Here is a 25,861-nt window from a genome sequence, read left to right on the forward strand (position 1 = left end):
CCGAACACACTGGGACCGCGACCCATGACACAGCAGCAGCAGACCGCGGGCGGCGATGTCCGCCTCGTCGGGATCAGCAAGACCTACGGCTCCTTCACCGCCGTACAGCCGCTCGACCTGACCGTCCCCGAGGGCTCCTTCTTCGCCCTGCTCGGCGCCTCCGGCTGCGGCAAGACCACCACCCTGCGGATGATCGCCGGGCTGGAGGAGGCCACCACCGGCACGGTCTACCTCGGCGGCAAGGACATCACCGACCTGCCCCCGTACAAGCGGCCGGTCAACACCGTCTTCCAGAGCTATGCGCTCTTCCCGCACCTGGACATCACCGAGAACGTCGCCTTCGGGCTGCGCCGGCGCGGCATCAAGTCGGTGAAGAAGCAGGTCGACGACATGCTGGAGCTGGTCCAGCTCGGCGACTTCGCCCGCCGCAAACCGCACCAGCTCTCCGGTGGCCAGCAGCAGCGCGTCGCCGTCGCCCGCGCGCTCATCAACCACCCGCAGGTCCTGCTGCTCGACGAACCCCTCGGAGCCCTCGACCTCAAGCTGCGCCGCCAGATGCAGCTGGAGCTCAAGCGGATCCAGACCGAGGTCGGCATCACCTTCGTGCACGTCACCCACGACCAGGAGGAGGCCATGACCATGGCCGACACCGTCGCGGTGATGAACGGGGGCCGCGTCGAGCAGCTCGGCGCCCCCGCCGACCTCTACGAGAACCCGCGCACCACGTTCGTCGCCAACTTCCTCGGCACCTCCAACCTCATCGAGGGCGAGATCGTCTCCTGCGGAACCGACCTCATGGTCGCCGCGGGCGGCGGGAAGCTCACCCTGCCCCGCGAGCGATGTTCGGCCCCCACCACCAGCGGCGGCCGGCTCCTCCTCGGCATCCGGCCCGAGAAGATATCCCTGGCCCACGCGGACGACGCCGATGACATCGCCGCAGGCCGTAACCGGGTCACCGGCCGCATCACCGACTCCAGCTTCATCGGCGTCTCCACCCAGTACGTCGTCGAGAGCCCGGCCGGAGGGGCCCTCCAGGTGTACGAGCAGAACATCGAGCGGGACACGCGCCTCGTCCCCGGCGCCGAGGTCGTCCTGCACTGGAACCCGGCCCACACCTTCGGCCTCGACGCCGCCCAGGACATCGACGCGGGCGCTTTGAGCGTGGAGGACGCGGAGTGAGCCTCACCGAAGCGCCGCCCGCGCGCCCCGCACAGCCCGAGGAGCCCCGGAAGCTCACGCTCCGCAGGCCCTCCGCCCGCAAGCGGCTCATCCCGTACTGGCTGCTGCTCCCCGGCATCCTGTGGCTGCTCGTCTTCTTCGCGCTGCCGCTCGTCTACCAGGCCTCCACCTCCGTACAGACCGGCTCCCTGGAGCAGGGCTTCGAGGTCACCTGGCACTTCCGGACGTACGCGGACGCGCTGCGCGACTACTACCCGCAGTTCATCCGGTCCCTGCTGTACGCGGGCACCGCCACGATCCTCTGCCTGCTGCTGGGCTACCCGCTCGCCTACCTCATCGCCTTCAAGGCGGGCCGCTGGCGCAACCTGGTGCTGGTGCTGGTCATCGCCCCGTTCTTCACCAGCTTCCTCATCCGTACGCTGGCGTGGAAGACGATCCTCGCCGACGGCGGCGCGGTCGTGGACGTGCTCAACACCCTGCACGTCCTGGACGTCACCAGCTGGCTCGGCTGGACCGAGTCCAACCGTGTCCTCGCCACCCCGATGGCCGTCGTCTGCGGTCTGACGTACAACTTCCTGCCGTTCATGATCCTGCCGCTCTACACCTCGCTGGAGCGGATCGACGGCCGGCTGCACGAGGCGGCGGGCGACCTCTACGCCACCCCCGCCACCACCTTCCGCAAGGTGACGTTCCCGCTCTCCATGCCGGGCGTCGTCTCCGGCACCCTGCTGACCTTCATCCCGGCCAGCGGCGACTACGTCAACGCCGAGCTTCTCGGATCCACCGACACCAAGATGGTCGGCAGCGTCATCCAGAGCCAGTTCCTGCGGGTCCTGGACTATCCGACGGCCGCCGCGCTCTCGTTCATCCTCATGGCGATCGTCCTGCTGATGGTCACCTTCTACATCCGCCGCTCCGGGACGGAGGACCTGGTCTGATGCCCGTACTGCGCTGGATACGCCGGAACCTGATCGTCATCGCGGGTCTGCTGACCCTCGCGTACATGATCCTGCCGAACATCGTCGTGATGGTGTTCTCGTTCAACAAACCCAACGGGCGCTTCAACTACGAGTGGCAGCGGTTCTCCCTGGACGCCTGGAAGGACCCCTGCGGCGTCGCCGACCTCTGCGGCTCGCTCTCGCTCTCCCTCCAGATCGCCTTCTGGGCGACGCTCGGGGCCACCGCGCTCGGGACGATGGTCGCCTTCGCACTGGTCCGCTACCGCTTCCGGGCGCGCGGCGCGATCAGCTCGCTGATCTTCCTGCCGATGGCGATGCCCGAGGTCGTCATGGCCGCGTCCCTGCTCACGCTCTTCCTGAACATGGGCGCCCAGCTCGGCTTCTGGACCGTGCTGATCGCGCACATCATGTTCTGCCTCAGCTTCGTGGTGACGGCGGTCAAGGCGCGCGTGATGTCGATGGACCCGAGACTGGAGGAAGCCGCCCGCGATCTGTACGCGGGACCCGTGCAGACCTTCGTCCGGGTGACCCTCCCCATCGCCGCCCCCGGAATCGCGGCGGGAGCACTGCTCGCCTTCGCGCTCTCGTTCGACGATTTCATCATCACGAATTTCAATGCGGGCTCCACCGTCACCTTCCCCATGTTCGTGTGGGGTTCGGCACAGCGCGGCACGCCCGTCCAGATCAACGTCATCGGCACCGCCATGTTCATCATTGCGGTAACGATGGTTCTCGTCGGCCAGCTCATCGCGAGCCGACGGAAGAGCAACGCTCGAACCTGAAAGTCCTGAAGGAGTTGGAAACCATGGCCCCAGCTGCCATGAGTATCGCCGCACAATCACTCTCCGGCGCCAAGCCGGTCTCCTACTGGCTGGACGATCCGGCCAAACCCGATGCGCTGCCCGCCCTCACCGGTGACGAGCACACCGACCTCCTGGTCATCGGCGGCGGCTACAGCGGCCTGTGGACCGCGCTCATCGCCAAGGAGCGCGACCCCGGCCGGGACGTCGTCCTCATCGAGGGGCACGAGGTGGGCTGGGCCGCCTCGGGCCGCAACGGCGGCTTCTGTGCCGCCTCCCTCACCCACGGCCTGGCCAACGGCGTGGAGCGGTGGCCGGACGAGATCGGGAAGCTGGAGGAGCTGGGGGTGCGGAACCTCGACGCCATCGAGGCAGCCGTCGCCCGCTACGGCATCGACTGCGAGTTCGAGCGGACCGGCGAGATCGATGTCGCCACTGAGCCCCACCAGCTCGAAGAGCTGCGGGAATGGCACGGCGAGCTGGTGAAGCTCGGCATCACGGGCGTGGACTTCCTGGACCGCGACGCCCTGCGCGCCGAGGTCGACTCGCCCACCTTCCTCGGCGGCCTCTGGGACCGGAACGGCGTGGCGATGCTGCACCCGGCCAAGCTTGCCTGGGGCCTGAAGCGGGCCTGCCTGGAGCTGGGCGTACGGATCTACGAGCACACCCGGGGCCTCGACCTCGTGCGCTCCGGCCCGGGGATGGCGGTGCGTACGCCGTACGGGCGGGTCTTCGCCCGCAGGGTCGCGCTCGGCACCAACATCTTCCCCTCGCTCGTCAAGCGGGTCCGCCCGTACACCGTGCCGGTCTACGACTACGCGCTGATGACCGAACCGCTCAACCCCGGGCAGCTGGAATCCATCGGCTGGAAGGGGCGCCAGGGACTGGGCGACAGCGCAAACCAGTTCCACTACTTCCGGCTCTCCTCGGACCATCGGATCCTGTGGGGCGGATATGACGCGATCTATCCGTACGGGGGCCGTCTCAGCGTCGATCTGGACCAGCGTCCGGAGACGTTCCTGAAACTCGCGGAACAGTTCTTCGACTGTTTTCCGCAGCTTTCCGGGCTGCATTTCTCGCATGCCTGGGGCGGCGCGATCGACACCTGCTCGCGTTTCACGGCATTCTTCGGAACGGCCCATCAGGGACGGGTCGCGTACGCCGCCGGATATACGGGCCTCGGCGTCGGCTCCACGCGTTTCGGGGCCGATGTGATGCTCGATCTGCTCGCCGCTGAGGAAACCGAGCGGACCCGCCTGGAGATGGTCCGCACGAGGCCGATGCCGTTCCCGCCGGAGCCGTTCGCCTGGGCCGGGATCGAGATCACCAAGCGGTCCCTCGCCCGCGCCGACGCCAACGGCGGGCACCGCAATCTGTGGCTGAAGACGATGGACAAGCTGGGCCTCGGCTTCGACAGCTGACCCGCCCCTGGACTCCTTCCCCGTCGACCCGTCGACCCGTCGACCCGATGACCCGGTGGCCCGGCCACCGGGTCATCGCTGCTGTGACCCACGTCACGGCCGACAAGTAGCCCCAACGCGCGTCATAGTTCGTGCCCGACGCTCTCTCGCCCGTGTACGCACCGGTAGGACCCTGCCGGTGCTCCGCACCAACCGGGAGGCTGGTCATGACTGGCTCGGAGACCAGGGCCGCGGTCGAATGGCTCACATCGGTGGCACCGGATCCGGGCGCCTGCCGGTGGGAGTGGGAGCGCGATCCGCGGGGGATCGTGCTCCTTCCCGCCGGCAAGCGCTGGGACGTGCTGATCCTGCCGGGGGAGCTGGGGCGTTGGACGCTGGACGTGCTCATCCGTCTCATCGACCGGCCCGGACCGGTGCTCGCCGACTTCGGCGAGTCCCGTACGGGCTTCTTCGTCCCGCCGGGCACCGCGTCCCGCTGGGTCGGTACCGGCATCCGGGGCGCGGGCCCCGGCACCTGGATCGCCGTTCCCCATCCGGGCCGGCCGGCCGGACGGGTGCGGTGGCTGATCCCGCCGGACGGTTCGGGGACCCTTACGGACGCGGCGCTGCTGGAGCTGGCGATGCACGAGGCGGCCGGAGCCGCCGCCCAGGACGACCGCGAAGGCGGGTGACCCCTGTCGAAGGCCGTGAAAGGCGGCCCCACTGCCAGAGGTCTTGACAACCTGATTGGTCTGGACCATGTTGTGCGCACGCCACACCCAATTCCCCCCTGCACGGAGGCTGTTGTGGAACGCACCGGACCAACCGTCAGAATCTCCGGACTTCTGGCCACCTGTACGGCCGCAGTGCTCGCTGCCGGTGCCCTGGTCGCCACGGCACCGGCAGCGAGCGCGGCGGACGTGGATGTGGCGCGCAACGGCGGGTTCGAGGCGGGTCTCGACGGCTGGAGCTGCACCGCGGGCAGCGGCGCGGTCGTCTCCACCCCGGTGCGCGGCGGCACGGCGGCGCTGAGGGGAACTCCGGCGGGCAACGACAACGCCAAGTGCTCCCAGGCGGTCACGGTCAAGCCCAACTCCCGCTACACGCTGAGCGCCTGGGTACAGGGCAGCCCCGTCTACCTCGGCGCCACCGGCACCGGCACCACCGACGTCTCCACCTGGACCCAGTCCACCGGTGCCTGGAAGCAGCTCACCACCAGCTTCACCACCGGCCCCTCCACCACCTCCGTGAGCGTCTACACCCACGGCTGGTACGGCACCCCCGCCCACTACGTCGACGACCTCGCCCTCGTCGGCCCCGGCGGCGACCCGGTCGTCCTCCCCGCCGTCCCTGCGGGCCTGCGGACCACCGCGGTCACCTCCTCCTCCGTCGCTCTGTCCTGGAACGCCGTCTCCGGCGCCACCGGCTACAACGTCTACCGCGGCGGTACGAAGGTGGCCACCGCCGCCGGCCCGTCCGCCACCGTGACCGGACTGGCCGCCTCCACCGCGTACAGCTTCCAGGTCACCGCCACCAACGCGGCCGGCGAGTCCGCGAAGTCGGCTGCCCTCACCGCGACCACCACGGCGGGCGGCGGGGGCGGCGACACCAAGCTCCCGGCCCGGGCGCTGGTCGGCTACCTCCACTCCAGCTTCGCCAACGGCTCCGGCTACACCCGCATGGCGGACGTGCCCGCCTCCTGGGACGTCATCAACCTCGCCTTCGGTGAGCCCACCTCCGTGACCTCCGGCGACATCCGCTTCTCGCTCTGCCCGGTCGCCGAGTGCCCGAACGTCGAGTCCGAGGCGGAGTTCAAGGCCGCCATCAAGGCCAAGCAGGCCGCGGGCAAGAAGGTCCTGATCTCCATCGGCGGCCAGAACGGCCAGGTGCAGCTCGCCTCCACCGCCGCACGGGACGCCTTCGTCACCTCGGTCTCGAAGATCATCGACACCTACGGCCTGGACGGCCTGGACATCGACTTCGAGGGCCACTCCCTCTCGCTGAACACCGGGGACACCGACTTCCGCTCCCCGACCTCGCCGGTGATCGTCAACCTGATCTCCGCGGTGAGGACCCTCAAGGCGAAGTACGGCTCCGACTTCGTCCTCACGATGGCGCCCGAGACCTTCTTCGTCCAGCTCGGTTACCAGTTCTACGGCTCCGGCCCCTGGGGCGGCCAGGACCCGCGCGCCGGCGCCTACCTGCCGGTCATCCACGCCCTGCGCGACGACCTGACCCTGCTGCACGTCCAGGACTACAACTCGGGCCCGGTCATGGGGCTGGACAACCAGTACCACTCGATGGGCGGCGCGGACTTCCACATCGCCATGACCGACATGCTGCTCGCCGGCTTCCCGGTCGCGGGCGACACGAGCCGCGTCTTCCCGGGCCTGCGCCCCGACCAGGTCGCCATCGGCCTCCCGGCCTCCACCCACGCGGGCAACGGCCACACCTCACCGGCCGAGGTCAGCAAGGCGCTCAACTGCCTGATCAAGAAGACCGACTGCGGCTCCTACCGGACCCACGGGACCTGGTCCGACCTGCGCGGCCTGATGACCTGGTCGATCAACTGGGACCGGTTCAACAACTGGGAGTTCTCCCGGAATTTCAGCGCCTACTTCGGCCGCTGAGGTACCCCTGAGGTACCCACCAGACCGATGCCCGTCGCCGGGGTGAAGAGGATCGCGGCGACGGGCATCATCCATGCCGTCCTGCCGTCCTGCCGTCCTGGGATGATCATGACGGCGCTTCCGGCGACCCGATCCGTGCCCGCCCCCGAGGCCCGCGGCTGACCCACCACAGCGGCGCGAGCAGCACCGGCCCCAGGCACCAGCTCGCCAGCACGTCCAGCGGCCAGTGGTAGCCGTGCAGCACCAGCCCCACGCCCGTCGCAGCCGTCAGCAGCACAGCGGCGGCGGGCGGCACCCACACGCGCAGCCACGCCGGTCGCGGGACGGCGAGGAGGAGCAGGGCCGAAGCCCCGTACGCCACCGCGGCCGTCGCCGTATGGCCCGACGGGTAGTAGTTGACGGCCTCGGTCAGCGGGCCCTGCCGGGCGGTGGCCACCTTCAGCGGGATCACCAGCGCGGGTACGGCCGCCATGGTGAGGGCCGCGTACACCGGCAGCCGCCGGGCGCCGCGCCACAGCGCGTACGCGATCGCGCAGACGAGCACCGGGAGCGCCACCGGCACTGCGCCGAGATCCGAGAAGAGCTGGGACAGGCCTGCCGGGCCGCGCCGGAACAGGCTCTCGCCGACGCGTTCGTCCAGCCGGACCAGCGGGCCGGCGGCCATCACCTGCCAGGTGATCAGCGCGAACAGCGTCAGCAGGGAGCCGAGAAGGAGAGAGGCCGGCCACCCGGGAACAGGGGGGGTTGTTCCGGGATGGCCGGCGGGACCGGGTTGCCGCGCGCCCCGGGGGGTGTGGGGCGGGCGGCCGTCCGATCGGTGAGGAGTACCGGAGCCAGAGGCTCCGGAGGCGTGCACGAAGGCACGCCCGGGACGGTGCTGGGGAAGCCCCGACCCGGAATCACCCGCGGTTTCCCGCGGGCGATGTGTTTCTCTCATCTGCAGAAACCGTACGGCAGCGAAGAGGCGGCCGACAGCCGTAGCCGCCGCCCCCCATCGCCCCCGCACACCTTCTTCACAGGCCTCACCCGGATGCCGGACGGCGACGGCGAAAGGCCACGGTCCGCCCGCGCCCGGGTTCGAAGGATCAGAGCGTGCCGAAAGCCTGCTCGATGACGTCGAGGCCCTCGTTCAGCAGGTCCTCACCGATCACCAGCGGCGGCAGGAAGCGCAGCACGTTGCCGTAGGTGCCGCAGGTCAGGACCATGACGCCCTCGGCGTGGCAGGCCTTGGCGAGCGCGCCGGCCGCCTCCGGGTTCGGGTCCTTCGTGCCGGACTTCACCAGCTCGATCGCGATCATGGCGCCACGGCCGCGGATGTCGCCGATGATGTCGCCGCTGGGGAGCTTCGCCTGCATCTGGGCGAGGCGGCCCTTCATGACCTCCTCGATCCGCTTGGCCTTCCCGTTCAGGTCCAGCTCGCGCATCGTCTCGATGGCGCCGAGAGCGCCGGCGCAGGCGACCGGGTTCCCGCCGTACGTACCGCCCAGACCGCCCGCGTGTGCGGCGTCCATGATCTCGGCGCGGCCGGTCACGGCGGAGAGCGGCAGACCGCCGGCGATGCCCTTGGCGGTGGTGATCAGGTCCGGGACGATGCCCTCGTCCTCGCAGGCGAACCACTGGCCGGTGCGGCAGAAGCCGGACTGGATCTCGTCCGCGACGAAGACGATGCCGTTGTCCTTGGCGAACCGGGCGATGGCCGGGAGGAAGCCCTTGGCCGGCTCGATGAAGCCGCCCTCGCCGAGCACCGGCTCGATGATGATCGCGGCGACGTTCTCCGCGCCGATCTGCTTGGTGATCTCGTCGATGGCCTGCGCGGACGCCTCCGCACCGGCGTTCTCGGCCCCGGTCGGCCAGCGGTAGCCGTAGGCGACCGGTACGCGGTAGACCTCGGGCGCGAACGGGCCGAAGCCCTGCTTGTACGGCATGTTCTTCGCCGTCATGCCCATGGTGAGGTTGGTGCGGCCGTGGTAGCCGTGGTCGAAGACGACGACGGCGGTGCGCTTGGTGTAGGCGCGGGCGATCTTCACCGCGTTCTCGACGGCCTCGGCGCCCGAGTTGAACAGCGCGGACTTCTTCGCGTGGTCCCCCGGCGTCAGCTCGGCGAGCTGCTCACAGACCTCGACGTACCCCTCGTACGGCGTGACCATGAAACAGGTGTGGGTGAAGTTCGCGAGCTGCGCGGAGGCGCGGCGTACGACGGCCTCGGCGGAGGCGCCCACCGACGTCACGGCGATGCCGGAGCCGAAGTCGATCAGACGGTTGCCGTCCACGTCCTCGATGATCCCGCCGCCCGCGCGTGCGGTGAACACCGGCAGGGTGGAGCCCACACCTGCGGCGACGGCGGCGAGACGGCGAGCCTGCAGCTCCACCGACTTCGGGCCGGGGATGGCAGTGACGACGCGGCGCTCCTGCGGGATTGCGGTCATGAGGGGCTCCTGGGGGTGTTCGGACGCGCTTCTTTCTGCAGGCTAGGGGCGGGTGCCCCACCCGGGCATGCTCCGATCGGGAGTGATGGGCGCGTGTCGTTGTCCGCCGCGGACAGATGACGGACAGGGCGGCGGACAGGCGGCGGGCCGCTGGTCGCACGCGCCCGCACCGACCTGGCGCGATGCGGATCCGGGCGGTCCCGGACGGTCACTGTTCGGGCGGGTTGCTGAACTCCCCGTGTGCGCGCACTAGATTGACCGGGGCAGCGGATGGACCCGGCAGGTCAAGGGGGCAGTGGTTCATGGACGACGAGGGCACGCGCGGCGTACGGGGCGCGAGCGCGGACAGGGTGCCCGGCCCGGCCGTGCCACCACCGCCGGCGGGGCCGCCGCGGGAGCCATGGGCAGAGCGGCCCGCGTCCGGGGAGTCGTGGGCCGACCGGCCGCCGACCGGCTCGTCCCCGGCGCCGTCCCCCGGCCGCCCTCCGGCACCGCAACCCGGGCAGCCCTCCGCGTGGACCTCCCCGCCGCCTCCGCCCCCTGCCCGCCCCGCCGCCCCGCCGCCCCCCGTCGAGCAGCCCTCGGCCGGGGCACCCCCCCTCGACGCCTGGCTCCGTACGCCCCGCCCACCGCAGGCCCCGGGCGTCTGGCGGTACGGGTTCACACCGCGTCCGCCCGAGCAGGGCGAGGAGGTCTCCGACCGCTCCCTCCTCGTCGGCGCCCTCATCTCCCTGCTCTCCGCCCTCCTCCTCTGGTCGCTCTGGCGCAACGGCTACCTCCCGTACCGCCTCGTCCCCCTCAAGCTCTTCACCCCGGGCGAGTGGTGGAACCCGGGCACCTCCGGCGGCCCCCGGACCATCGAGGGCTCCGACGCCCTCACCGTGTACGAGGCCCTCCTCTTCGGGCTGCTCGCCTACGGCTGCGGCCGGATCGGCAACTTCTCCGAGCTCTTCCGCCGCCATGCCGTGGGCCGCGGGCAGCCCTTCCTCGCCCTCGCCGCGGCCCTCGCGGCGGGCCTCACCCAGCTCCTGGTCTGGAAGGAGACCCTGCCGGTCGTCCGCCCGGTCCTGGTCCTGGTCGCCGCAGTCGCGGGCGGCGAGATCTACCAGAGCCAGACCGTCGTCAACGTGATCTACGGACTGATCGCCGCCGCCGTCCTGTACCCCTTCGCCCGCCTCGGCCGCTGGCGCGAGCTGATCGCCGCCCGCCGGGGCACCGTCACAGAGGCCCCGGCCGACGGCCCGGCCCCCGCCACCGCGAACTCCCCCGACCAGTGGCCCGAACTGCGCGCGGCCGGCTGGACCGACGCGGCGGACACCCTCACCGCCGAGGTCCGCACCGGCCGGATGAACGACGTGGACGTGGCCCGGCTCCGCCACGCCTGGGCGCAGGCCACCCGCATCCCCGACCGGCTCGCCCCCCTCGCCGAGGCCGTCCTGCGCACCGGGGGAGCGGCCGCCCCGCACCCCTCCGGCGACCGCGACCTGCCCCGGCGCACCGCCCGCCACGACGTGCTCACCGGCCAGGTCCGGATCGGCCGCTGCGCCGAGGACCCGCACAACCCCTACGCCCGGCGGTCCACCGCTGTCGCCTTGGACCCCACCCTCCTGGGCACCTCGCTGCTTGCCGTCGGGCCGCCCGGCTCCGGGAAGTCCGCCCGGCTGGTGCGCCCCGTGGTGGAGGCCCTCGGGCTGCGCGCCCTGGCCGGACAGGCGGCCGTACTCGCCGTCGGCGGCGCGGGCGCGCCCGTCGGCCCGGACGAGGCGTTCGACGTCGTCGTACGCCTCGGCAACCCCGCCTCCGCCCACGACCTCGACCTCTACGGCGGCACCACCGACCCCGACGAGGCCGCCGCCGTCCTCGCGGAGGGGCTCGTCGGCGATGTCGGCAGCCTGGACAGCCGCCGCGCCGCCACCGTCCTGGCCCAACTGCTCGGCCCGTACCGAACGGCCCACGGCCACTTCCCCTCCGTACCGGAGCTGCGCGAACTCCTCGACGGGACCCCGGCCGCGCTCACCGCGCTGCGCACCACCCTCGAAGCCGCCGGGCACCACGCGATGCTCCGCGAGCTGGAGGCCAGGGCCCGCCAGGCGGGCGGCCCCGGCGACCCCGCCCCCGCTCTCGCGGACCGGGTCGCGCTGCTGGACCGGCCCGCGTTCGCCGGGTTCTTCGCCACCGGCCCGGACGCCCGCCCCTTCGCGCTGCGCTCGCTCGGCCAGTACCCGCTGCGGGTCCGCGTCGACCTGCCGGAGCGCGGTCACGCCGAGGCGTCCCGCCTCCTCACCCGGCTCCTGCTCGCCCAGTTCACCGCGATCACCGCCGCCCGCACCGACACCACGCTCTTCGCGGGCCTGGTCCTGGACGACGCGACCCACGCGGTGACCGCCGAGACCGTCCGGGGCATCCGCCGACTGCGCTCGGTCAACGCGGGGGCCGTCCTCGCCCTCCGTACCGTCGACGATGTGCCCGAAGCCCTGCACACTCCGCTGCTCGGCGCGGTCGGCTGCACGGCCGCCTTCTCCGGGATCACCACCTGGGACGGCAAGCGCTTCGCCGAGGCCTGGGGCAAGGAATGGGTGGAGACCCGCGAGGTCGCCCAGCACACGGTCTTCGCCGACCAGCCGTTCACCCGCGCTCTGCACGCGCTGCGCAAGCTGGTCACGGGCAAGGCGGTGACCACGGACGCGGTGACCGTGCGGCAGGTGGAGAAGGAGCGCTGGTCGGCCTCGGAGCTGGCGTACGCGGTCCCCGCCGGGCACGCGGTGATCCGGCTGGCCACGGTGGAGGGAGAGCACGCGCCGCCGCTGCTGGTGGAGCTGGGCGGCTGAGAAGCGCCCCTCGGGGACCAGGCGCGACTGAGAGCGGTTACAGGAACTCTGCCGCCCTGGCAGAATCGGTGACAGCCGTTCATACGGGACGGCGAAATGCCCCCACGCGCACGCCCCGTACGCACCACCGATCGGGCCGGCGAAACCCCTCGCCGGCCACGCGTCCCCGACACCGAGGGTTCCCGGTCCCATGCCCCCCACTCTCGCCTCGCTCGTCCAGCACTCGGCGCTCAAGCTCACGGTGCGGGCGGGCGCGGACCGGCTCGACACCCCGGTGCGCTGGGCCCACGCCAGCGAGCTCGCCGACCCCGTCCCGTACATGGACGGCGGCGAACTGCTCCTGGTGACCGCCACCAACCTGGACGCCGAGAACGCCGAGTCCATGCGGCGGTACGTGCGGCGGCTGGCCGGAGCGGGGGTCGCCGGGGTCGGCTTCGCGGTCGGCGTGAACTACGAGGACATCCCCGCCGCCCTCGTCGACGCCGCCGAGGAAGCAGGCCTGCCGCTCCTGGAAGTCCCCCGCCGCACCCCGTTCCTCGCCATCAGCAAGGCCGTCTCCGCCGCCATCGCCGCCGACCAGTACAGCGCGGTCACCGCCGGCTTCGAGGCCCAGCGCGAGCTGACGAAGGCCGCGCTCACCGGGGACGGCGCCGCCGACCTCCTCGCCCGCCTCGCCGCCCACATCGACGGCTGGGCGGCCCTGTACGACACCTCCGGCGCTGTGCTGGCCGCCGCCCCCGACTGGGCCGCGCGCCGGGCCGCCCGCCTCACCCCCGACGTCGAACGCCTCCGGGACAGACCCGCGCCCGCCAGCGTCGTCGTCGGCGACAGCGAGGACCGGGTCGAACTCCAGTCGCTGGGCACCGGCCGCCGGGCGCGCGGGGCGCTGGCCGTCGGTACGGGAGCGGCGCTGGGGACGGCCGAGCGGTACGCCGTGCACTCCGCCGTCGCCCTGCTCACCCTCACCACCGCCCGCTCCCGCTCCCTCCAGGGCGCCGAACAGCGCCTGGGCGCCGCCGTCCTGCGCATGCTGCTGGCCGGTCAGCCCGACCACGCCCGGGCGGTCGCCGGGGACCTGTACGGCCGCCTCCTCGACGCCCCCTTCCGGCTGTTGATCGCGGAGGCGGCCGCGCCCGCCGGCTTCGAGCTGCTCACCGAGACCATGGAGGCCGCGGCCGCCCGCTCCGGCGAGGCGCTGCTCATGGTCCCCGAGGGCGAGCGCGTCGTGGTCCTGGCGGCCGACGGCGGCACCGCGGTCGCCGCCTGCGCGGCCTACGCCGAGGCCCAGGACGACCGCGCCCCGCGCGAGGGCGGCGCCGAGGACAGCGACGTGGTGGTCGGCCTCTCCGCCCCCTGCGGCCCGATCGCGGTCTCCGCCGCGTACAAGCAGGCGGAGCAGGCCCTCTCGGTCGCCCGCCGCCGGGGCAGGGCCCTGGTCGAGCACGAGGAGCTGGCGGCCGGCTCGGTGCTGCCGCTCCTCGCCGACGACGCCGTGCGGGCCTTCGCCGACGGCATGCTCCGCGCCCTGTACGAGCACGACGCCAAGGGCCGCGGCGACCTCGTGGCCTCCCTGCGCGCCTGGCTCTCCCGCCACGGCCAGTGGGACGCGGCCGCCGCCGACCTCGGCGTACACCGGCACACCCTGCGCTACCGGATGCGCCGGGTGGAGGAGATCCTGGGCCGCTCACTGGACGACCCGGACGTCCGGATGGAGCTGTGGCTCGCACTGAAGGCGACGGAGGCGGCGGCACCGGCCGAGAAGTGAGCGACCCGCGGCGCCGTCTCTGACAAACCGGAGCACCGGACACGCACCCCACTCCATCCCGGACAAACACGATCGCGGCCTCCCCGCCCTACCGTGGGACAACGGAGGGGGAGCCTTCCGGGCGCCCGCGACCCCCGTCACGGCACCTCCGTCACGACTTGGGTCACCACCTCCTCACGACCTCCTCACGACCTCCGAAGGGCCGGAACCTCCATGACTTCGCCCCACGCCTTCTGGGTGGCCGGCCGCCAGGCCACCGGTGCCGACAGCTTCGACGTCACCAACCCGTACGACGGACGCCTCGTCGGCACCGTCAGCGTGCCGACCGACGCCCAGGTCGAGGAGGCCGTCGCCGCCGCCCACGCCGTACGCGACGAGTTCGCCGCGACCCCGGCTCACGTACGGGCCGCGGCCCTCGACCACGTCGTACGGCGGCTGGGGGAGCGCACCGAGGAGATCGCCCAGCTGATCTCGGCGGAGAACGGCAAGCCGATCAAGTGGGCGCGCGGCGAGGTCGGCCGGGCCGTCTCCGTGTTCCGGTTCGCGGCGGAGGAGGCCCGCCGCTTCAACGGCGGTGAGGCCCAGCGGCTCGACACCGACCTCGGCGGCACCGGCCGCCTCGGGCTGACCCGGCGCTTCCCACGTGGAGCGGTCCTCGGCATCGCGCCCTTCAACTTCCCGCTGAACCTCAGCGCCCACAAGGTCGCCCCGGCCATCGCCGTAGGCGCCCCGATCATCCTGAAGCCGGCCCCGGCCACCCCGATCTCGTCCCTGATCCTGGGCGAGCTGCTGGCCGAGACCGACCTCCCGGCCGGCTCCTGGTCCGTCCTGACGGTCCCGAACGACAAGATGCCCGCCCTGGTCAAGGACGAGCGGCTGCCGGTCATCTCCTTCACCGGCTCGGGCCCGGTCGGTTACGCGATCATGGAGTCGGTGCCCCGCAAGCACTGCACCCTGGAGCTCGGCGGCAACGGCGCGGCGGTCGTCCTGTCCGACTACGCATCGGACGAGGACCTGGACTGGGCGGCCACCCGGATCGCCACGTTCTCCAACTACCAGGGCGGCCAGTCCTGCATCTCGGTGCAGCGCGTCATCGCCGATGCCTCGGTCTACGACCGGCTCGTCCCGAAGATCGTCGCCGCCGTCGAGGCCCTGGTCACCGGCGACCCGGCCGACGCCACCACCGATGTCGGCCCCCTGGTCAGCGAGGACGCGGCGAAGCGCGTCGAGTCCTGGGTCGACGAGGCCGTCCAGGCCGGCGCCGAACTCCTCACCGGCGGCAAGCGCGACGGCGCCACCTACGCCCCGACGGTCCTGGCCGGCCTCCCGGACGGCGTGAAGCTCTCCTGCGAAGAGGTCTTCGGCCCGGTCATGTCCCTCCAGAAGGCCGACGGCGAGGCTGAGGCGTTCGCCGCCGTCAACTCCTCCCGGTACGGCCTCCAGGCAGGCGTCTTCACCCACGACCTCCAGACCGCCTTCCGTGCCCACCGCGCCCTGGAGGTCGGCGGCGTGATCATCGGCGACGTCCCCTCGTACCGCGCCGACCAGATGCCGTACGGCGGCGCCAAGCAGTCCGGCGTCGGCCGCGAGGGCGTCCGCTACGCGATGGACGACTACACCTACGAGCGCGTCCTGGTCCTCACGGGCCTCGCCCTGTAACCCCCCTGGACGACCCCACCCGCGCCCCCGCCTGGACAGCGAGCGTGGGCGGGGCACGCAAGGGAACGGCCGGAGCCCACTGTGCGGGGGCTCCGGCCGTTCCTGTGCCGGCACTCTTCCGCCGCCTACGCCGAGGTGTACGGCGTCCCGCCCTACGCGGGCGATCCGTGCTTCTCCGCCGGGACCTTCGCCGACCGGTTCACCGCCGCCTTCCAGGTCGGCTCGGCTGAGGCCCCGTTCGAGGTCAGCCACGCACCAGGGACAGGACACCACCCGCCAGGAACACGAGCCCGATGGCCATGGCGAACCCGCCCCCGAGCCGCACGAACCTCGGTTGCCGTGGGGCCTCGTTGAAGTAGTGCAGTTCGGGATGGTCGACACCCCGCCGGGCGTAATGCCGCAGGATCGCGCGGTCACCCTGGTTGGGGTCGAGGAAGGTGTTCGCGAACAATGCGGCGGCGCCCCGGTAGTCCGCTGCCAGCGTGAGCCCGGCCAGGAACAGTGCCGCGCCCGACAGCAGGGACGTCAGGGGCATGCGGCCTCCAGGGTGGGTGTGACGTACACGGTACGCACCCCACCCCGTACGCGGGGGCTGGTGCGGGTGCCGAACAGCGGGTACAGGGGTTACATACGGATCAGTAGGCAGCGACTAGCAGTCCGTGTGCCCAGGTGTCTGCCCGTCCTGGTGATGCGCGGCGAGGTGAGGCCCCCCATGTCCGCACCACACAACATCCCCCAGGTCCCCAAAGCACCCAAGGTCACCGAGCGTGAGGCGCGACGCGTCGCCGAGGCCGCCCGTGAGCAGGACTGGCGCAAGCCCAGCTTCGCCAAGGAGCTGTTCCTCGGGCGCTTCCGGCTCGACCTGATCCATCCGCACCCCCTGCCGCCGCCCGACGACATCCGGCGCGGCGAGGAGTTCCTGGCGCGGCTGCGTACGTTCTGCGAGACGCACATCGACAGTGCGCGGATCGAGCGCGAGGCGAAGATCCCCGACGAGGTGATCCGCGGTCTCAAGGAGCTCGGCGCTCTCGGGATGAAGATCGAGACCAAGTACGGCGGTCTCGGCCTCACCCAGGTGTACTACAACAAGGCGCTCGCCCTGGTCGGCTCCGCGAGCCCGGCGATCGGTGCGCTGCTCTCGGCGCATCAGTCGATCGGCGTACCGCAGCCGCTGAAGATTTTCGGCACCCAGGAGCAGAAGGACGTCTTCCTGCCCCGCCTCGCCACCACCGACATCTCCGCGTTCCTGCTGACCGAGCCCGACGTCGGTTCCGACCCGGCCCGCCTCGCCACCACCGCCGTGCCCGACGGGAGCGACTACCTCCTGGACGGCGTGAAGCTCTGGACCACCAACGGTGTCGTCGCCGATCTGCTGGTGGTGATGGCCCGGGTCCCGGCCTCCGACGGCCACAGGGGCGGCATCACCGCCTTCGTCGTCGAGGCGGACGCCCCCGGCGTCACCGTGGAGCACCGCAACGCCTTCATGGGGCTGCGCGGCATCGAGAACGGCGTCACGCGCTTCCACCAGGTCCGCGTTCCCGCCGCCCACCGCATCGGGCCCGAGGGCGCCGGGCTGAAGATCGCCCTGACCACCCTCAACACCGGGCGCCTCTCGCTGCCCGCGATGTGCGTGGGGGCCGGGAAGTGGTGCCTGAAGATCGCCCGCGAGTGGTCCGCCGTACGGGAGCAGTGGGGGCGGCCCGTCGCCCAGCACGAGGCGGTCGGCGCGAAGATCTCCTTCATCGCGGCCACCACCTTCGCCCTGGAGGCGATCGTCGACCTCTCCTCGCAGATGGCCGACGAGGACCGCAACGACATCCGCATCGAGGCCGCCCTCGCCAAGCTGTACGGCTCCGAGATGGGCTGGCTGATCGCCGACGAACTGGTCCAGATCCGCGGCGGGCGGGGGTTCGAGACCGCCGAGTCGCTCGCCGCCCGCGGGGAGCGGGCCGTCCCGGCCGAGCAGATGCTCCGCGACATGCGGATCAACCGGATCTTCGAGGGCTCCACCGAGATCATGCACCTGCTGATCGCCCGCGAGGCCGTCGACGCCCACCTCAAGGTCGCCGGCGACATCATCGACCCGGAGAAGCCGCTGCCGGACAAGGCCAAGGCGGGCGCCAACGCCGCCGGTTTCTATGCCCGTTGGCTGCCTCAGCTCGTCACCGGAGCCGGGCAACTCCCTCGTACCTACGGTGAGTTCAACCCCGCCGGGCACCGCGACCTCTCCGGGCACCTCCGGTACGTCGAGCGCTCCTCGCGCAAGCTCGCCCGGTCCACCTTCTACGCCATGTCCCGCTGGCAGGGCCGGATGGAGACCAAGCAGCGCTTCCTCGGCCGGATCGTCGACATCGGCGCCGAACTCTTCGCGATGAGCGCCGCCTGCGTCCGCGCCGAACACCTGCGGGGCGCCGGGGAGCACGGCCGCGAGGCCTACCAGCTCGCCGACGCTTTCTGCAGGCAGTCCCGCGTCCGGGTGGAGGAGCTGTTCACACGGCTCTGGACCAACACCGACGATCTGGACCGGCGCGTGGTGGACGGCGTCCTGTCCGGTACGTACACCTGGCTGGAGGAGGGTGTCATCGATCCCAGCGGCGAAGGCCCCTGGATCGCGGACGCCACCCCCGGCCCCTCCACCGAGGAGAACCGGCACCGGCCGGTGCGCTGACCGGAGCCCGCCCTCCGCGCCCCCAGGGCCGTACCCCGGAAGCCCGCAGCCCAGGTCCCGCCAGGGGCGCGTCCATACACAGGGCGCGCCCCCTCCCGGCCGAATCCCCGCCCCACCGGGACGCGCTGTCCCCACGCACAGCCGGAGCGGCAACAATGGGGGCCATGAGCGACAGCCCCGCCCCCCTCGCCGATCCGCATCTCCTCTTCGACACCGCGGACGGCCGCCGGGATCTGGTGATCCTCGGCTCCACCGGGTCCATCGGCACCCAGGCCATCGACCTGGTCCTGCGCAACCCCGACCGCTTCCGGGTCACCGCGCTCTCGGCCGCCGGCGGCCGGACCGCCCTCCTCGCCGAGCAGGCCCACCGGCTGCGGGCCGGCACGGTCGCCGTCGCCGACCCGGGCGCGGTGCCCGCCCTGCGCGAGGCGCTGCGTGAGCGGTACGGGGCCGGGGAGCCGCTCCCGGAGATCCTCGCCGGACCCGACGCGGCGGCCACGCTCGCCGCGAGCGACTGCCACACCGTGCTCAACGGGATCACCGGCTCCATCGGGCTCGCCCCGACGCTGGCCGCACTGAAGGCGGGCCGCACGCTCGCCCTCGCCAACAAGGAGTCGCTGATCGTCGGCGGCCCGCTGGTGAAGGCGCTCGCCGCCCCCGGCCAGATCATTCCGGTCGACTCCGAGCACGCCGCGCTCTTCCAGGCGCTGGCCGCCGGCACCCGCGCCGATGTCCGCAAGCTCGTCGTCACCGCCTCCGGGGGGCCCTTCCGGGGCCGTACGCGTGAGGAACTGGCCGACGTCACCCGCGAGCAGGCCCTCTCCCACCCCACCTGGGCCATGGGCCCGGTCATCACGATCAACTCCGCGACGCTGGTCAACAAGGGTCTTGAGGTCATCGAGGCGCACCTCCTCTACGACATCCCCTTCGACCGCATCGAGGTCGTGGTCCACCCGCAGTCCTACGTGCACTCCATGGTCGAGTTCACCGACGGATCCACCCTCGCCCAGGCCACCCCGCCCGACATGGGCGGCCCTATCGCCATCGGCCTCGGCTGGCCCGAGCGGGTCCCGGACGCCGCCCCCGCCTTCGACTGGTCGCAAGCGTCCACGTGGGAGTTCTTCCCGCTGGACACCGAGGCCTTCCCGTCGGTCGGCCTCGCCCGCCATGTCGGTACGCTCGGCTCCACGGCACCCGCCGTCTTCAACGCGGCCAACGAGGAATGCGTCGACGCCTTCCTCGCCGGACAGCTGCCCTTCAACGGAATCATGGATACGGTCACCGCTGTGGTGTCCGAACACGGCACCCCCGCCCCGGGAACCCCGCTCAGCGTCGCGGACGTCCTCGAAGCGGAAACCTGGGCCCGCGCACGGGCCCGGGAACTCTCGGCGAAAGCGACAGCGGAGGCGCGCGCATGAGTCTGACCTCGATCCTGCTGACGGTCCTGGGGATCGCCGTCTTCGTCGTGGGCCTGCTGTTCTCCATCGCCTGGCACGAGCTGGGCCACCTCTCCACGGCCAAGATGTTCGGCATCCGGGTCCCGCAGTACATGGTCGGATTCGGCCCGACGCTCTGGTCGAAGCAGAAGGGCGACACCGAGTACGGCATCAAGGCCATCCCGGCCGGCGGCTACATCCGCATGATCGGGATGTTCCCGCCCGGCGCCGACGGCCGCCTCGAAGCCCGCTCCACCTCGCCGTGGCGCGGCATGATCGAGGACGCCCGCTCCGCCGCGTACGAGGAACTCGAACCCGGCGACGAGAAGCGGCTCTTCTACACGCGCAAGCCGTGGAAGCGCGTCATCGTGATGTTCGCCGGGCCCTTCATGAACCTGATCCTCGCGGTCGCGATCTTCATGGGCGTCGCGATGACCTTCGGCTTCCAGACGCAGACCACCGAGGTCGCCGGCGTACAGCAGTGCGTGATCTCGCAGAGCGAGAAGCGCGACACGTGCAAGGGCACCGACCCCGTCTCCCCGGCCAAGGCCGCGGGCCTGCGGGAGGGCGACAAGATCGTCGCCTTCGACGGGCAGAAGGTCGACGACTGGGCGACGCTGTCGGACCGCATCCGCAACACCATCGGTCCCGCCACCATCACTGTCGAGCGCGGCGGCCAGGAGGTCACCCTCAACGCCGTCCTGCGCGAGAACGCCGTCGCGAAGAAGGACGCCAAGGGCGAGGTCGTCCCCGACCAGTTCATCAAGGCGGGCTACCTCGGCTTCGCCGCGCGGACCGAGATCGTGCCGCTCTCCTTCGGTGACTCCTTCGTGCGCATGGGCGACATGATCGAGAACGGCGTCGACGCGATCATCGCGCTGCCCTCCAAGATCCCGGACCTGTGGAACGCGGCGTTCAGCGACGGCCAGCGCGCGGACGACTCACCGGTCGGTGTGGTGGGCGCGGCCCGGATCGGCGGCGAGGTGATGAACCTCGACATCCCGGCCCAGAACCAGGTCGCGATGATGCTGTTCCTGCTCGCGGGCTTCAACCTGTCCCTGTTCCTGTTCAACATGCTGCCGTTGCTCCCCTTGGACGGCGGGCACATCGCGGGTGCGCTGTGGGAGTCGCTGCGGCGCAACCTGGCCAAGGTCTTCCGGCGCCCCGACCCGGGCCCGTTCGACGTGGCGAAGCTGATGCCGGTCGCCTACGTGGTCGCCGGACTCTTCATCTGCTTCACGCTGCTGGTCCTGGTGGCCGACATCGTGAACCCGGTCAAGATCAGCTGATGATCCGATAAGTAGCTGCTGGGAAGGTCGCCTGAGTGGTCGTCCCTTCCGCCCCACAGGTGACCGTCCGGCACACGCCTTGTGTCCGGTCGGTCACCATCTGGTTGACTTGTCCATACGGTGCGTGCGCCCCGGCTCCGGTGCCGTAACCTCGAAGCCTGGAGCCCGCCGACATCGGGACCTTGATCCACACCTTGGGGATGCACAGCGCATGACTGCGATTTCTCTCGGAATGCCGGCCGTTCCGACCAAGCTCGCCGACCGAAGGGTCAGCCGACAGATCCAGGTCGGCTCGGTCGCGGTCGGCGGCGACGCGCCCGTTTCCGTGCAGTCGATGACGACGACGCGTACGTCGGACATCGGTGCCACCCTCCAGCAGATCGCCGAGCTGACGGCGTCCGGCTGCCAGATCGTCCGGGTGGCCTGCCCGACCCAGGACGACGCCGACGCCCTCGCCACGATCGCGCGCAAGTCGCAGATCCCGGTGATCGCCGACATCCACTTCCAGCCGAAGTACGTCTTCGCCGCGATCGACGCGGGCTGCGCCGCGGTCCGCGTGAACCCCGGCAACATCAAGCAGTTCGACGACAAGGTCAAGGAGATCGCCAAGGCCGCCGGCGAGACCCGCACCCCCATCCGGATCGGCGTCAACGCCGGCTCCCTGGACGCGCGGCTCCTGAAGAAGTACGGCAAGGCCACACCCGAGGCCCTCGTCGAGTCCGCCCTGTGGGAGGCGTCCCTCTTCGAGGAGCACGGCTTCGGCGACATCAAGATCTCGGTCAAGCACAACGACCCGGTCGTGATGGTCAACGCCTACCGCCAGCTCGCCGCCCAGAGCGACTACCCGCTCCACCTCGGCGTCACCGAGGCCGGTCCGGCGTTCCAGGGCACGATCAAGTCCGCCGTCGCGTTCGGCGCCCTGCTCTCCGAGGGCATCGGCGACACCATCCGCGTCTCCCTCTCGGCCCCGCCGGCCGAGGAGGTCAAGGTGGGCCTGCAGATCCTGGAGGCGCTGAACCTGAAGCAGCGCCGCCTGGAAATCGTCTCCTGCCCCTCCTGCGGCCGCGCCCAGGTCGACGTCTACAAGCTCGCCGACCAGGTCAGCGCCGGACTGGAGGGCATGGAGGTCCCGCTGCGGGTCGCGGTGATGGGCTGCGTCGTCAACGGCCCCGGCGAGGCCCGCGAGGCCGACCTCGGTGTCGCCTCCGGCAACGGCAAGGGCCAGATCTTCGTCAAGGGCGAGGTCATCAAGACCGTGCCCGAGTCGAAGATCGTCGAGACGCTCATCGAGGAAGCCCTGAAGATCGCCGAGCAGATGGAGAAGGACGGCATCGCCTCCGGCGAGCCCCATGTCTCCATCAGCTGACCTGCGCCTTCCGCTGTCGTCACCGCCCCGCCGAGCCCCGCGCCCGGCGGGGCGGCGGCGTATCCAGTGCCTGTCCGGGAGCCCGCTTCCCGGCCCGGGCAGCGTTCTCCAGCCTTGTTGGGTACAGTGCGGAAATCAGCAGACCGCATGGTGAGGCCCCCTCGTGTTGACGCAGACCACCACCCGGGTCCTCGAACCCAGCGACCTCGGCGCAGCGCTCGCCATCCTGGAGAGCGAGCCCGTGGCCAACGCTTTCGTCACGTCCCGCGTGCAGGTCGCCGGGCTCGACCCCTGGCGCCTCGGCGGCGAGATGTGGGGCTGGTACGCCGACGGAAGGCTTCGCTCCCTCTGTTACGCCGGGGCCAACCTCGTCCCCATCTGCGCCGGCCCCGAAGCCGTACGCGCCTTCGCCGACCGGGCCCGCCGGGCCGGCCGCCGCTGCTCCTCGATCGTCGGCCCCGCCGAACCCACCGCCCTGCTCTGGCGGTTGCTCGAGCCGGGCTGGGGCCCCGCCCGCGAGGTCCGCGCCAACCAGCCCCTCATGGTCACCGAGAGCCCCTCCGCCGAGGTCACCCCGGACCCGCTCGTCCGCCGCATCCGCAAGGACGAGACCGAGATCCTGATGCCGGCCTGCGTGGCGATGTTCACCGAGGAGGTCGGCATCTCCCCGCTCGCCGGCGACGGCGGCCTCCTCTACCAGGCCCGGGTCGCCGAGCTCATCGGCGCGGGCCGCTCCTTCGCCCGGATCGACGACGGCAAGGTCGTGTTCAAGGCGGAGATCGGCGCCGCCACCACCCAGGCCTGCCAGATCCAGGGCGTCTGGGTCGCCCCCGAGCACCGCGGCAAGGGGCTCTCCGAGACGGGCATGGCCGCCGTCCTGCGCTACGCCCTGGCCGATGTCGCCCCCATCGTCAGCCTGTACGTGAACGACTACAACGCCCCCGCCCGCAAGGCCTACCGGCGCGTGGGCTTCCGCGAGACGGGCACCTTCATGAGCGTCCTGTTCTGAACCGCCCGTACGAAGGGCTCTTCCCGGCCTCCGCGCGTTCCGGCCCGCCCACCCCGGCCAGTAGGGTTCACGCATGGCACCAGCAGTCACCGGGAACGGCCCCGCGGACCCCGGCATCGAGGTCGGCCCCATCGACCTGGCCGCACGCGTCGACGAAGCCCTCCACGTCCAGGCGGCCGCCTTCGGACTCAGCCAGGACGAGATCGACGTACGCCGCCACATCGTCCTGCGCCACCTGGACCACCCCGAGGCCCGCGCGCTCGGCGCCCTCACCCCCGACGGGCGGCTCGTCGGCTTCGTCTACGGGCTGCCCAACGACCGCGCCCACTGGTGGTCCACCGTCGTCGAGCCCTGCCTCAGGGCCACCGGCTCCGACGGCTGGCTCGACGACTCCTTCGTCATCACCGAGCTCCACGTCCACCCCGACCACCAGCAGCACGGCATCGGCCGCACCCTGATCACCACCCTCACCGACGCCGTCCCGCACCCCCGGTCGATCCTCTCCGCGATCGACCGGGACAGCCCGGCCCGCGCTCTCTACCGCGCGCTCGGCTACCGCGACCTGGCCCGCCAGGTGGCCTTCCCCAGCGCCCCGCTCCCGTACGCGGTGATGGGCGCGCCCCTGCCGCTCCGGCGGCCCCAGCGCTGAATGGATTTCCGCCTGCCCGCACCGCCCGGCTAACCTCGGGCTCACCACCCTTGCGAGCAGGAGTTCATCATGGCCCAGGTCCAGCGCATGTCCCGATTGATGATCAAGACACTGCGCGACGACCCGGCGGACGCCGAGACGCTCAGCCACAAGCTGCTGGTCCGCGCCGGGTACGTGCGCCGCAACGCGGCCGGCATCTGGTCCTGGCTGCCGCTCGGCAAGAAGGTCCTGGACAACATCTCCAACGTGGTGCGCGAGGAGATGGACGCCATCGGCGCCCAGGAGGTCCTGCTGCCCGCCCTGCTGCCCAAGGAGCCCTACGAGGCGTCCGGCCGCTGGGAGGAGTACGGCGACCTGCTCTTCCGCCTCAAGGACCGCAAGGGCGGCGACTACCTCCTCGGCCCGACCCACGAGGAGATCTTCACCCAGACCGTCAAGGACCAGTGCACGTCCTACAAGGACCTGCCGGTGATGCTCTACCAGATCCAGACGAAGTACCGCGACGAGGCCCGTCCCCGCTCCGGTGTGCTCCGCGGCCGCGAGTTCCAGATGAAGGACTCGTACAGCTTCGACACCACCGACGAGGGCCTCGCGCACTCCTACGCCCTGCACCGGGCCGCGTACATCAAGATCTTCGAGCGCCTGGGCCTCGACCACCGCATCGTCTCCGCCGTCTCCGGCGCGATGGGCGGCTCGGCCTCCGAGGAGTTCCTGGCGCCCGCCGCCGCCGGTGAGGACACCTTCGCGGACTGCCCGAACTGCGACTACGCCGCCAACACCGAGGCCGTGACCTTCGCGCTCGCCCCGGTCGACGGCTCGGCGCACGGCGCGGTCGAGGAGCTGGACACCCCCGACACCCCGACCATCGAGACCCTCGCCGCGCACCTGGGCGTCCCCGCCTCGGCCACCCTGAAGAACCTGCTGGTCAAGGTGGACGGCGAGATCGTGGCCGTCGGCGTCCCCGGCCACCGCGAGGTCGACCTCGGCAAGCTCGGCGAGCACCTGGCCCCCGCCGTCGTCGAGCTGGTCACCGCCGAGGACTTCGTCGGCCGTGACGACCTCGTACGCGGCTACGTCGGCCCCCAGGGCCTGGAGAAGGTCCGCTACCTCGCCGACCCCCGCGTCGCCCCCGGCACCGCCTGGGTCACCGGTGCCAACCAGGAGGGCAAGCACGCGAAGAACGTGGTCGCGGGCCGTGACTTCGAGGTCGACCAGTACCTCGACGTCGTCGTGGTCCAGGAGGGCGACCCCTGCCCCGAGTGCGGCACCGGCCTCACCCTGGACCGCGCCATCGAGATCGGCCACATCTTCCAGCTCGGCCGCAAGTACGCCGACACCTTCCAGCTCGACGTGCTGGGCCAGCAGGGCAAGCCGGTCCGCGTCACGATGGGCTCGTACGGCATCGGCGTCTCCCGTGCCGTGGCCGCCCTCACCGAGCAGACCGCCGACGACAAGGGCCTGTGCTGGCCCCGCGAGATCGCCCCGGCCGACGTCCACGTAGTCGCCGCGGGCAAGGCCCTCCAGACGGAGCTGGCCCTCGACGTCTCGGAGAAGCTCAACGCGGCGGGCCTGCGGGTCCTGGTCGACGACCGCCCCGGCGTCTCGCCCGGCGTGAAGTTCACCGACTCCGAGCTCATCGGCGTCCCGAAGATCCTGGTCGCGGGCCGCCGCTCCGCCGACGGCGTCCTGGAGCTGAAGGACCGCCGCACCGGCGAGCGCGAAGAGCTCACGGTGGACGAGGCGATCGCCCGCCTCACGGCCGACCTGGCCTGATCCCGTACATCGCGTACGAGGAGGG

General features: G+C 71.5%; 19 protein-coding genes. 16 read left to right on the forward strand and 3 right to left on the reverse strand.

The window, feature by feature from the left end:
- Positions 1-24 precede the first annotated feature (24 nt).
- The 6 genes from ABZ154_RS03950 to ABZ154_RS03975 all read left to right on the forward strand — a co-directional run bounded on the left by ABZ154_RS03950 (position 25) and on the right by ABZ154_RS03975 (position 6,968).
- On the forward strand, positions 25-1,179 hold the full coding sequence (locus tag ABZ154_RS03950) for an ABC transporter ATP-binding protein (RefSeq protein ID WP_356828760.1): 1,155 nt from the start codon (positions 25-27) through the stop codon (positions 1,177-1,179).
- On the forward strand, positions 1,176-2,117 hold the full coding sequence (locus tag ABZ154_RS03955) for an ABC transporter permease (protein WP_356828762.1): 942 nt from the start codon (positions 1,176-1,178) through the stop codon (positions 2,115-2,117). The genes ABZ154_RS03950 and ABZ154_RS03955 overlap by 4 nt, the downstream gene beginning before the upstream one ends.
- Positions 2,117-2,920 carry an ABC transporter permease gene (locus tag ABZ154_RS03960; RefSeq protein WP_356828764.1) on the forward strand — a complete coding sequence of 268 codons (804 nt, stop codon included), beginning with the start codon at positions 2,117-2,119 and terminating at the stop codon, positions 2,918-2,920. The genes ABZ154_RS03955 and ABZ154_RS03960 overlap by 1 nt, the downstream gene beginning before the upstream one ends.
- 23 nt (positions 2,921-2,943) lie before the next feature.
- Positions 2,944-4,359, forward strand: coding sequence for an FAD-dependent oxidoreductase (locus ABZ154_RS03965; protein ID WP_356828766.1), 1,416 nt, complete (start codon positions 2,944-2,946; stop codon positions 4,357-4,359).
- A 206-nt stretch (positions 4,360-4,565) separates the two neighbouring features.
- Complete coding sequence (locus ABZ154_RS03970; protein ID WP_356828768.1) at positions 4,566-5,030, forward strand: hypothetical protein; 465 nt, start codon at positions 4,566-4,568, stop codon at positions 5,028-5,030.
- Between the two features lie 114 nt (positions 5,031-5,144).
- On the forward strand, positions 5,145-6,968 hold the full coding sequence (locus tag ABZ154_RS03975; protein WP_356828770.1) for a glycoside hydrolase family 18 protein: 1,824 nt from the start codon (positions 5,145-5,147) through the stop codon (positions 6,966-6,968).
- A gap of 106 nt (positions 6,969-7,074) precedes the next feature.
- Here the strand turns inward: ABZ154_RS03975 and ABZ154_RS03980 are convergent, their stop codons facing one another.
- Together ABZ154_RS03980 and gabT are read right to left on the reverse strand one after the other, a co-directional pair.
- Positions 7,075-7,905 (reverse strand): phosphatase PAP2 family protein, encoded by an 831-nt coding sequence (locus ABZ154_RS03980; RefSeq protein WP_356828772.1) that lies wholly within the window; start codon positions 7,903-7,905, stop codon positions 7,075-7,077.
- A 148-nt stretch (positions 7,906-8,053) separates the two neighbouring features.
- Positions 8,054-9,394 carry a 4-aminobutyrate--2-oxoglutarate transaminase gene (gabT, locus tag ABZ154_RS03985; RefSeq protein ID WP_356828774.1) on the reverse strand — a complete coding sequence of 447 codons (1,341 nt, stop codon included), beginning with the start codon at positions 9,392-9,394 and terminating at the stop codon, positions 8,054-8,056.
- Between the two features lie 302 nt (positions 9,395-9,696).
- On the opposite strand from gabT, the gene ABZ154_RS03990 reads away from it, so the two are divergent.
- The 3 genes from ABZ154_RS03990 to ABZ154_RS04000 all read left to right on the forward strand — a co-directional run bounded on the left by ABZ154_RS03990 (position 9,697) and on the right by ABZ154_RS04000 (position 15,646).
- Positions 9,697-12,222 (forward strand): ATP/GTP-binding protein, encoded by a 2,526-nt coding sequence (locus ABZ154_RS03990; protein ID WP_356828776.1) that lies wholly within the window; start codon positions 9,697-9,699, stop codon positions 12,220-12,222.
- A gap of 190 nt (positions 12,223-12,412) precedes the next feature.
- Positions 12,413-13,987, forward strand: a complete 1,575-nt coding sequence (locus ABZ154_RS03995; protein WP_356828778.1) for a PucR family transcriptional regulator — start codon at positions 12,413-12,415, stop codon at positions 13,985-13,987.
- 213 nt (positions 13,988-14,200) lie between these two features.
- A complete protein-coding gene (locus ABZ154_RS04000) occupies positions 14,201-15,646 on the forward strand; it encodes an aldehyde dehydrogenase family protein (RefSeq protein ID WP_356828780.1) in 1,446 nt (481 codons plus the stop codon).
- A 244-nt stretch (positions 15,647-15,890) separates the two neighbouring features.
- On the opposite strand, the gene ABZ154_RS04005 is transcribed toward ABZ154_RS04000, so the two are convergent.
- Positions 15,891-16,181, reverse strand: a complete 291-nt coding sequence (locus ABZ154_RS04005) for a hypothetical protein (protein ID WP_356828782.1) — start codon at positions 16,179-16,181, stop codon at positions 15,891-15,893.
- 177 nt (positions 16,182-16,358) lie between these two features.
- Between ABZ154_RS04005 and ABZ154_RS04010 the strand changes: the two genes are divergently transcribed.
- The 7 genes from ABZ154_RS04010 (at position 16,359) to ABZ154_RS04040 (ending at position 25,836) form a co-directional block, all read left to right on the forward strand.
- Complete coding sequence (locus ABZ154_RS04010; RefSeq protein WP_356828784.1) at positions 16,359-18,314, forward strand: acyl-CoA dehydrogenase family protein; 1,956 nt, start codon at positions 16,359-16,361, stop codon at positions 18,312-18,314.
- A 164-nt stretch (positions 18,315-18,478) separates the two neighbouring features.
- Positions 18,479-19,732 (forward strand): 1-deoxy-D-xylulose-5-phosphate reductoisomerase, encoded by a 1,254-nt coding sequence (gene dxr, locus ABZ154_RS04015; protein WP_356828786.1) that lies wholly within the window; start codon positions 18,479-18,481, stop codon positions 19,730-19,732.
- Positions 19,729-21,039, forward strand: coding sequence for a site-2 protease family protein (locus tag ABZ154_RS04020; RefSeq protein WP_356828788.1), 1,311 nt, complete (start codon positions 19,729-19,731; stop codon positions 21,037-21,039). The genes dxr and ABZ154_RS04020 overlap by 4 nt, the downstream gene beginning before the upstream one ends.
- Before the next feature lie 211 nt (positions 21,040-21,250).
- Positions 21,251-22,405: a flavodoxin-dependent (E)-4-hydroxy-3-methylbut-2-enyl-diphosphate synthase gene (gene ispG / locus ABZ154_RS04025; protein ID WP_356828790.1), complete on the forward strand. Its 1,155-nt coding sequence runs from the start codon at positions 21,251-21,253 to the stop codon at positions 22,403-22,405.
- Positions 22,406-22,571: 166 nt separating this feature from the next.
- Entirely contained in the window at positions 22,572-23,414 is an 843-nt protein-coding gene (locus tag ABZ154_RS04030) for a GNAT family N-acetyltransferase (protein ID WP_356828833.1), read from the forward strand.
- Positions 23,415-23,487: 73 nt separating this feature from the next.
- The gene (locus ABZ154_RS04035) at positions 23,488-24,063 is read left to right on the forward strand and encodes a GNAT family N-acetyltransferase (protein ID WP_356828792.1); all 576 of its coding nucleotides are present in this window, start codon (positions 23,488-23,490) and stop codon (positions 24,061-24,063) included.
- 69 nt (positions 24,064-24,132) lie between these two features.
- On the forward strand, positions 24,133-25,836 hold the full coding sequence (locus ABZ154_RS04040; protein WP_356828794.1) for a proline--tRNA ligase: 1,704 nt from the start codon (positions 24,133-24,135) through the stop codon (positions 25,834-25,836).
- The last annotated feature ends 25 nt before the right edge of the window (positions 25,837-25,861 follow it).

It is taken from the genome of Streptomyces sp. NPDC006261, assembly GCF_040613515.1.
Taxonomy (GTDB): domain Bacteria; phylum Actinomycetota; class Actinomycetes; order Streptomycetales; family Streptomycetaceae; genus Streptomyces.

Coding starts and splice junctions, on each gene's coding strand:
- ABZ154_RS04000 (WP_356828780.1), top strand. CDS start 14,201: ATGACTTCGCCCCACGCCTTCTGGGTGGCCGGCCGCCAGGCCACCGGT.
- ABZ154_RS03960 (WP_356828764.1), top strand. CDS start 2,117: ATGCCCGTACTGCGCTGGATACGCCGGAACCTGATCGTCATCGCGGGT.
- ABZ154_RS04035 (WP_356828792.1), top strand. CDS start 23,488: ATGGCACCAGCAGTCACCGGGAACGGCCCCGCGGACCCCGGCATCGAG.
- ABZ154_RS03995 (WP_356828778.1), top strand. CDS start 12,413: ATGCCCCCCACTCTCGCCTCGCTCGTCCAGCACTCGGCGCTCAAGCTC.
- ABZ154_RS03980 (WP_356828772.1), bottom strand. CDS start 7,905: ATGAGAGAAACACATCGCCCGCGGGAAACCGCGGGTGATTCCGGGTCG.
- ABZ154_RS04005 (WP_356828782.1), bottom strand. CDS start 16,181: ATGCCCCTGACGTCCCTGCTGTCGGGCGCGGCACTGTTCCTGGCCGGG.
- ABZ154_RS03990 (WP_356828776.1), top strand. CDS start 9,697: ATGGACGACGAGGGCACGCGCGGCGTACGGGGCGCGAGCGCGGACAGG.
- ABZ154_RS03950 (WP_356828760.1), top strand. CDS start 25: ATGACACAGCAGCAGCAGACCGCGGGCGGCGATGTCCGCCTCGTCGGG.
- ispG (WP_356828790.1), top strand. CDS start 21,251: ATGACTGCGATTTCTCTCGGAATGCCGGCCGTTCCGACCAAGCTCGCC.
- ABZ154_RS04010 (WP_356828784.1), top strand. CDS start 16,359: ATGTCCGCACCACACAACATCCCCCAGGTCCCCAAAGCACCCAAGGTC.
- gabT (WP_356828774.1), bottom strand. CDS start 9,394: ATGACCGCAATCCCGCAGGAGCGCCGCGTCGTCACTGCCATCCCCGGC.
- dxr (WP_356828786.1), top strand. CDS start 18,479: ATGAGCGACAGCCCCGCCCCCCTCGCCGATCCGCATCTCCTCTTCGAC.
- ABZ154_RS04040 (WP_356828794.1), top strand. CDS start 24,133: ATGGCCCAGGTCCAGCGCATGTCCCGATTGATGATCAAGACACTGCGC.
- ABZ154_RS03970 (WP_356828768.1), top strand. CDS start 4,566: ATGACTGGCTCGGAGACCAGGGCCGCGGTCGAATGGCTCACATCGGTG.
- ABZ154_RS04020 (WP_356828788.1), top strand. CDS start 19,729: ATGAGTCTGACCTCGATCCTGCTGACGGTCCTGGGGATCGCCGTCTTC.
- ABZ154_RS03965 (WP_356828766.1), top strand. CDS start 2,944: ATGGCCCCAGCTGCCATGAGTATCGCCGCACAATCACTCTCCGGCGCC.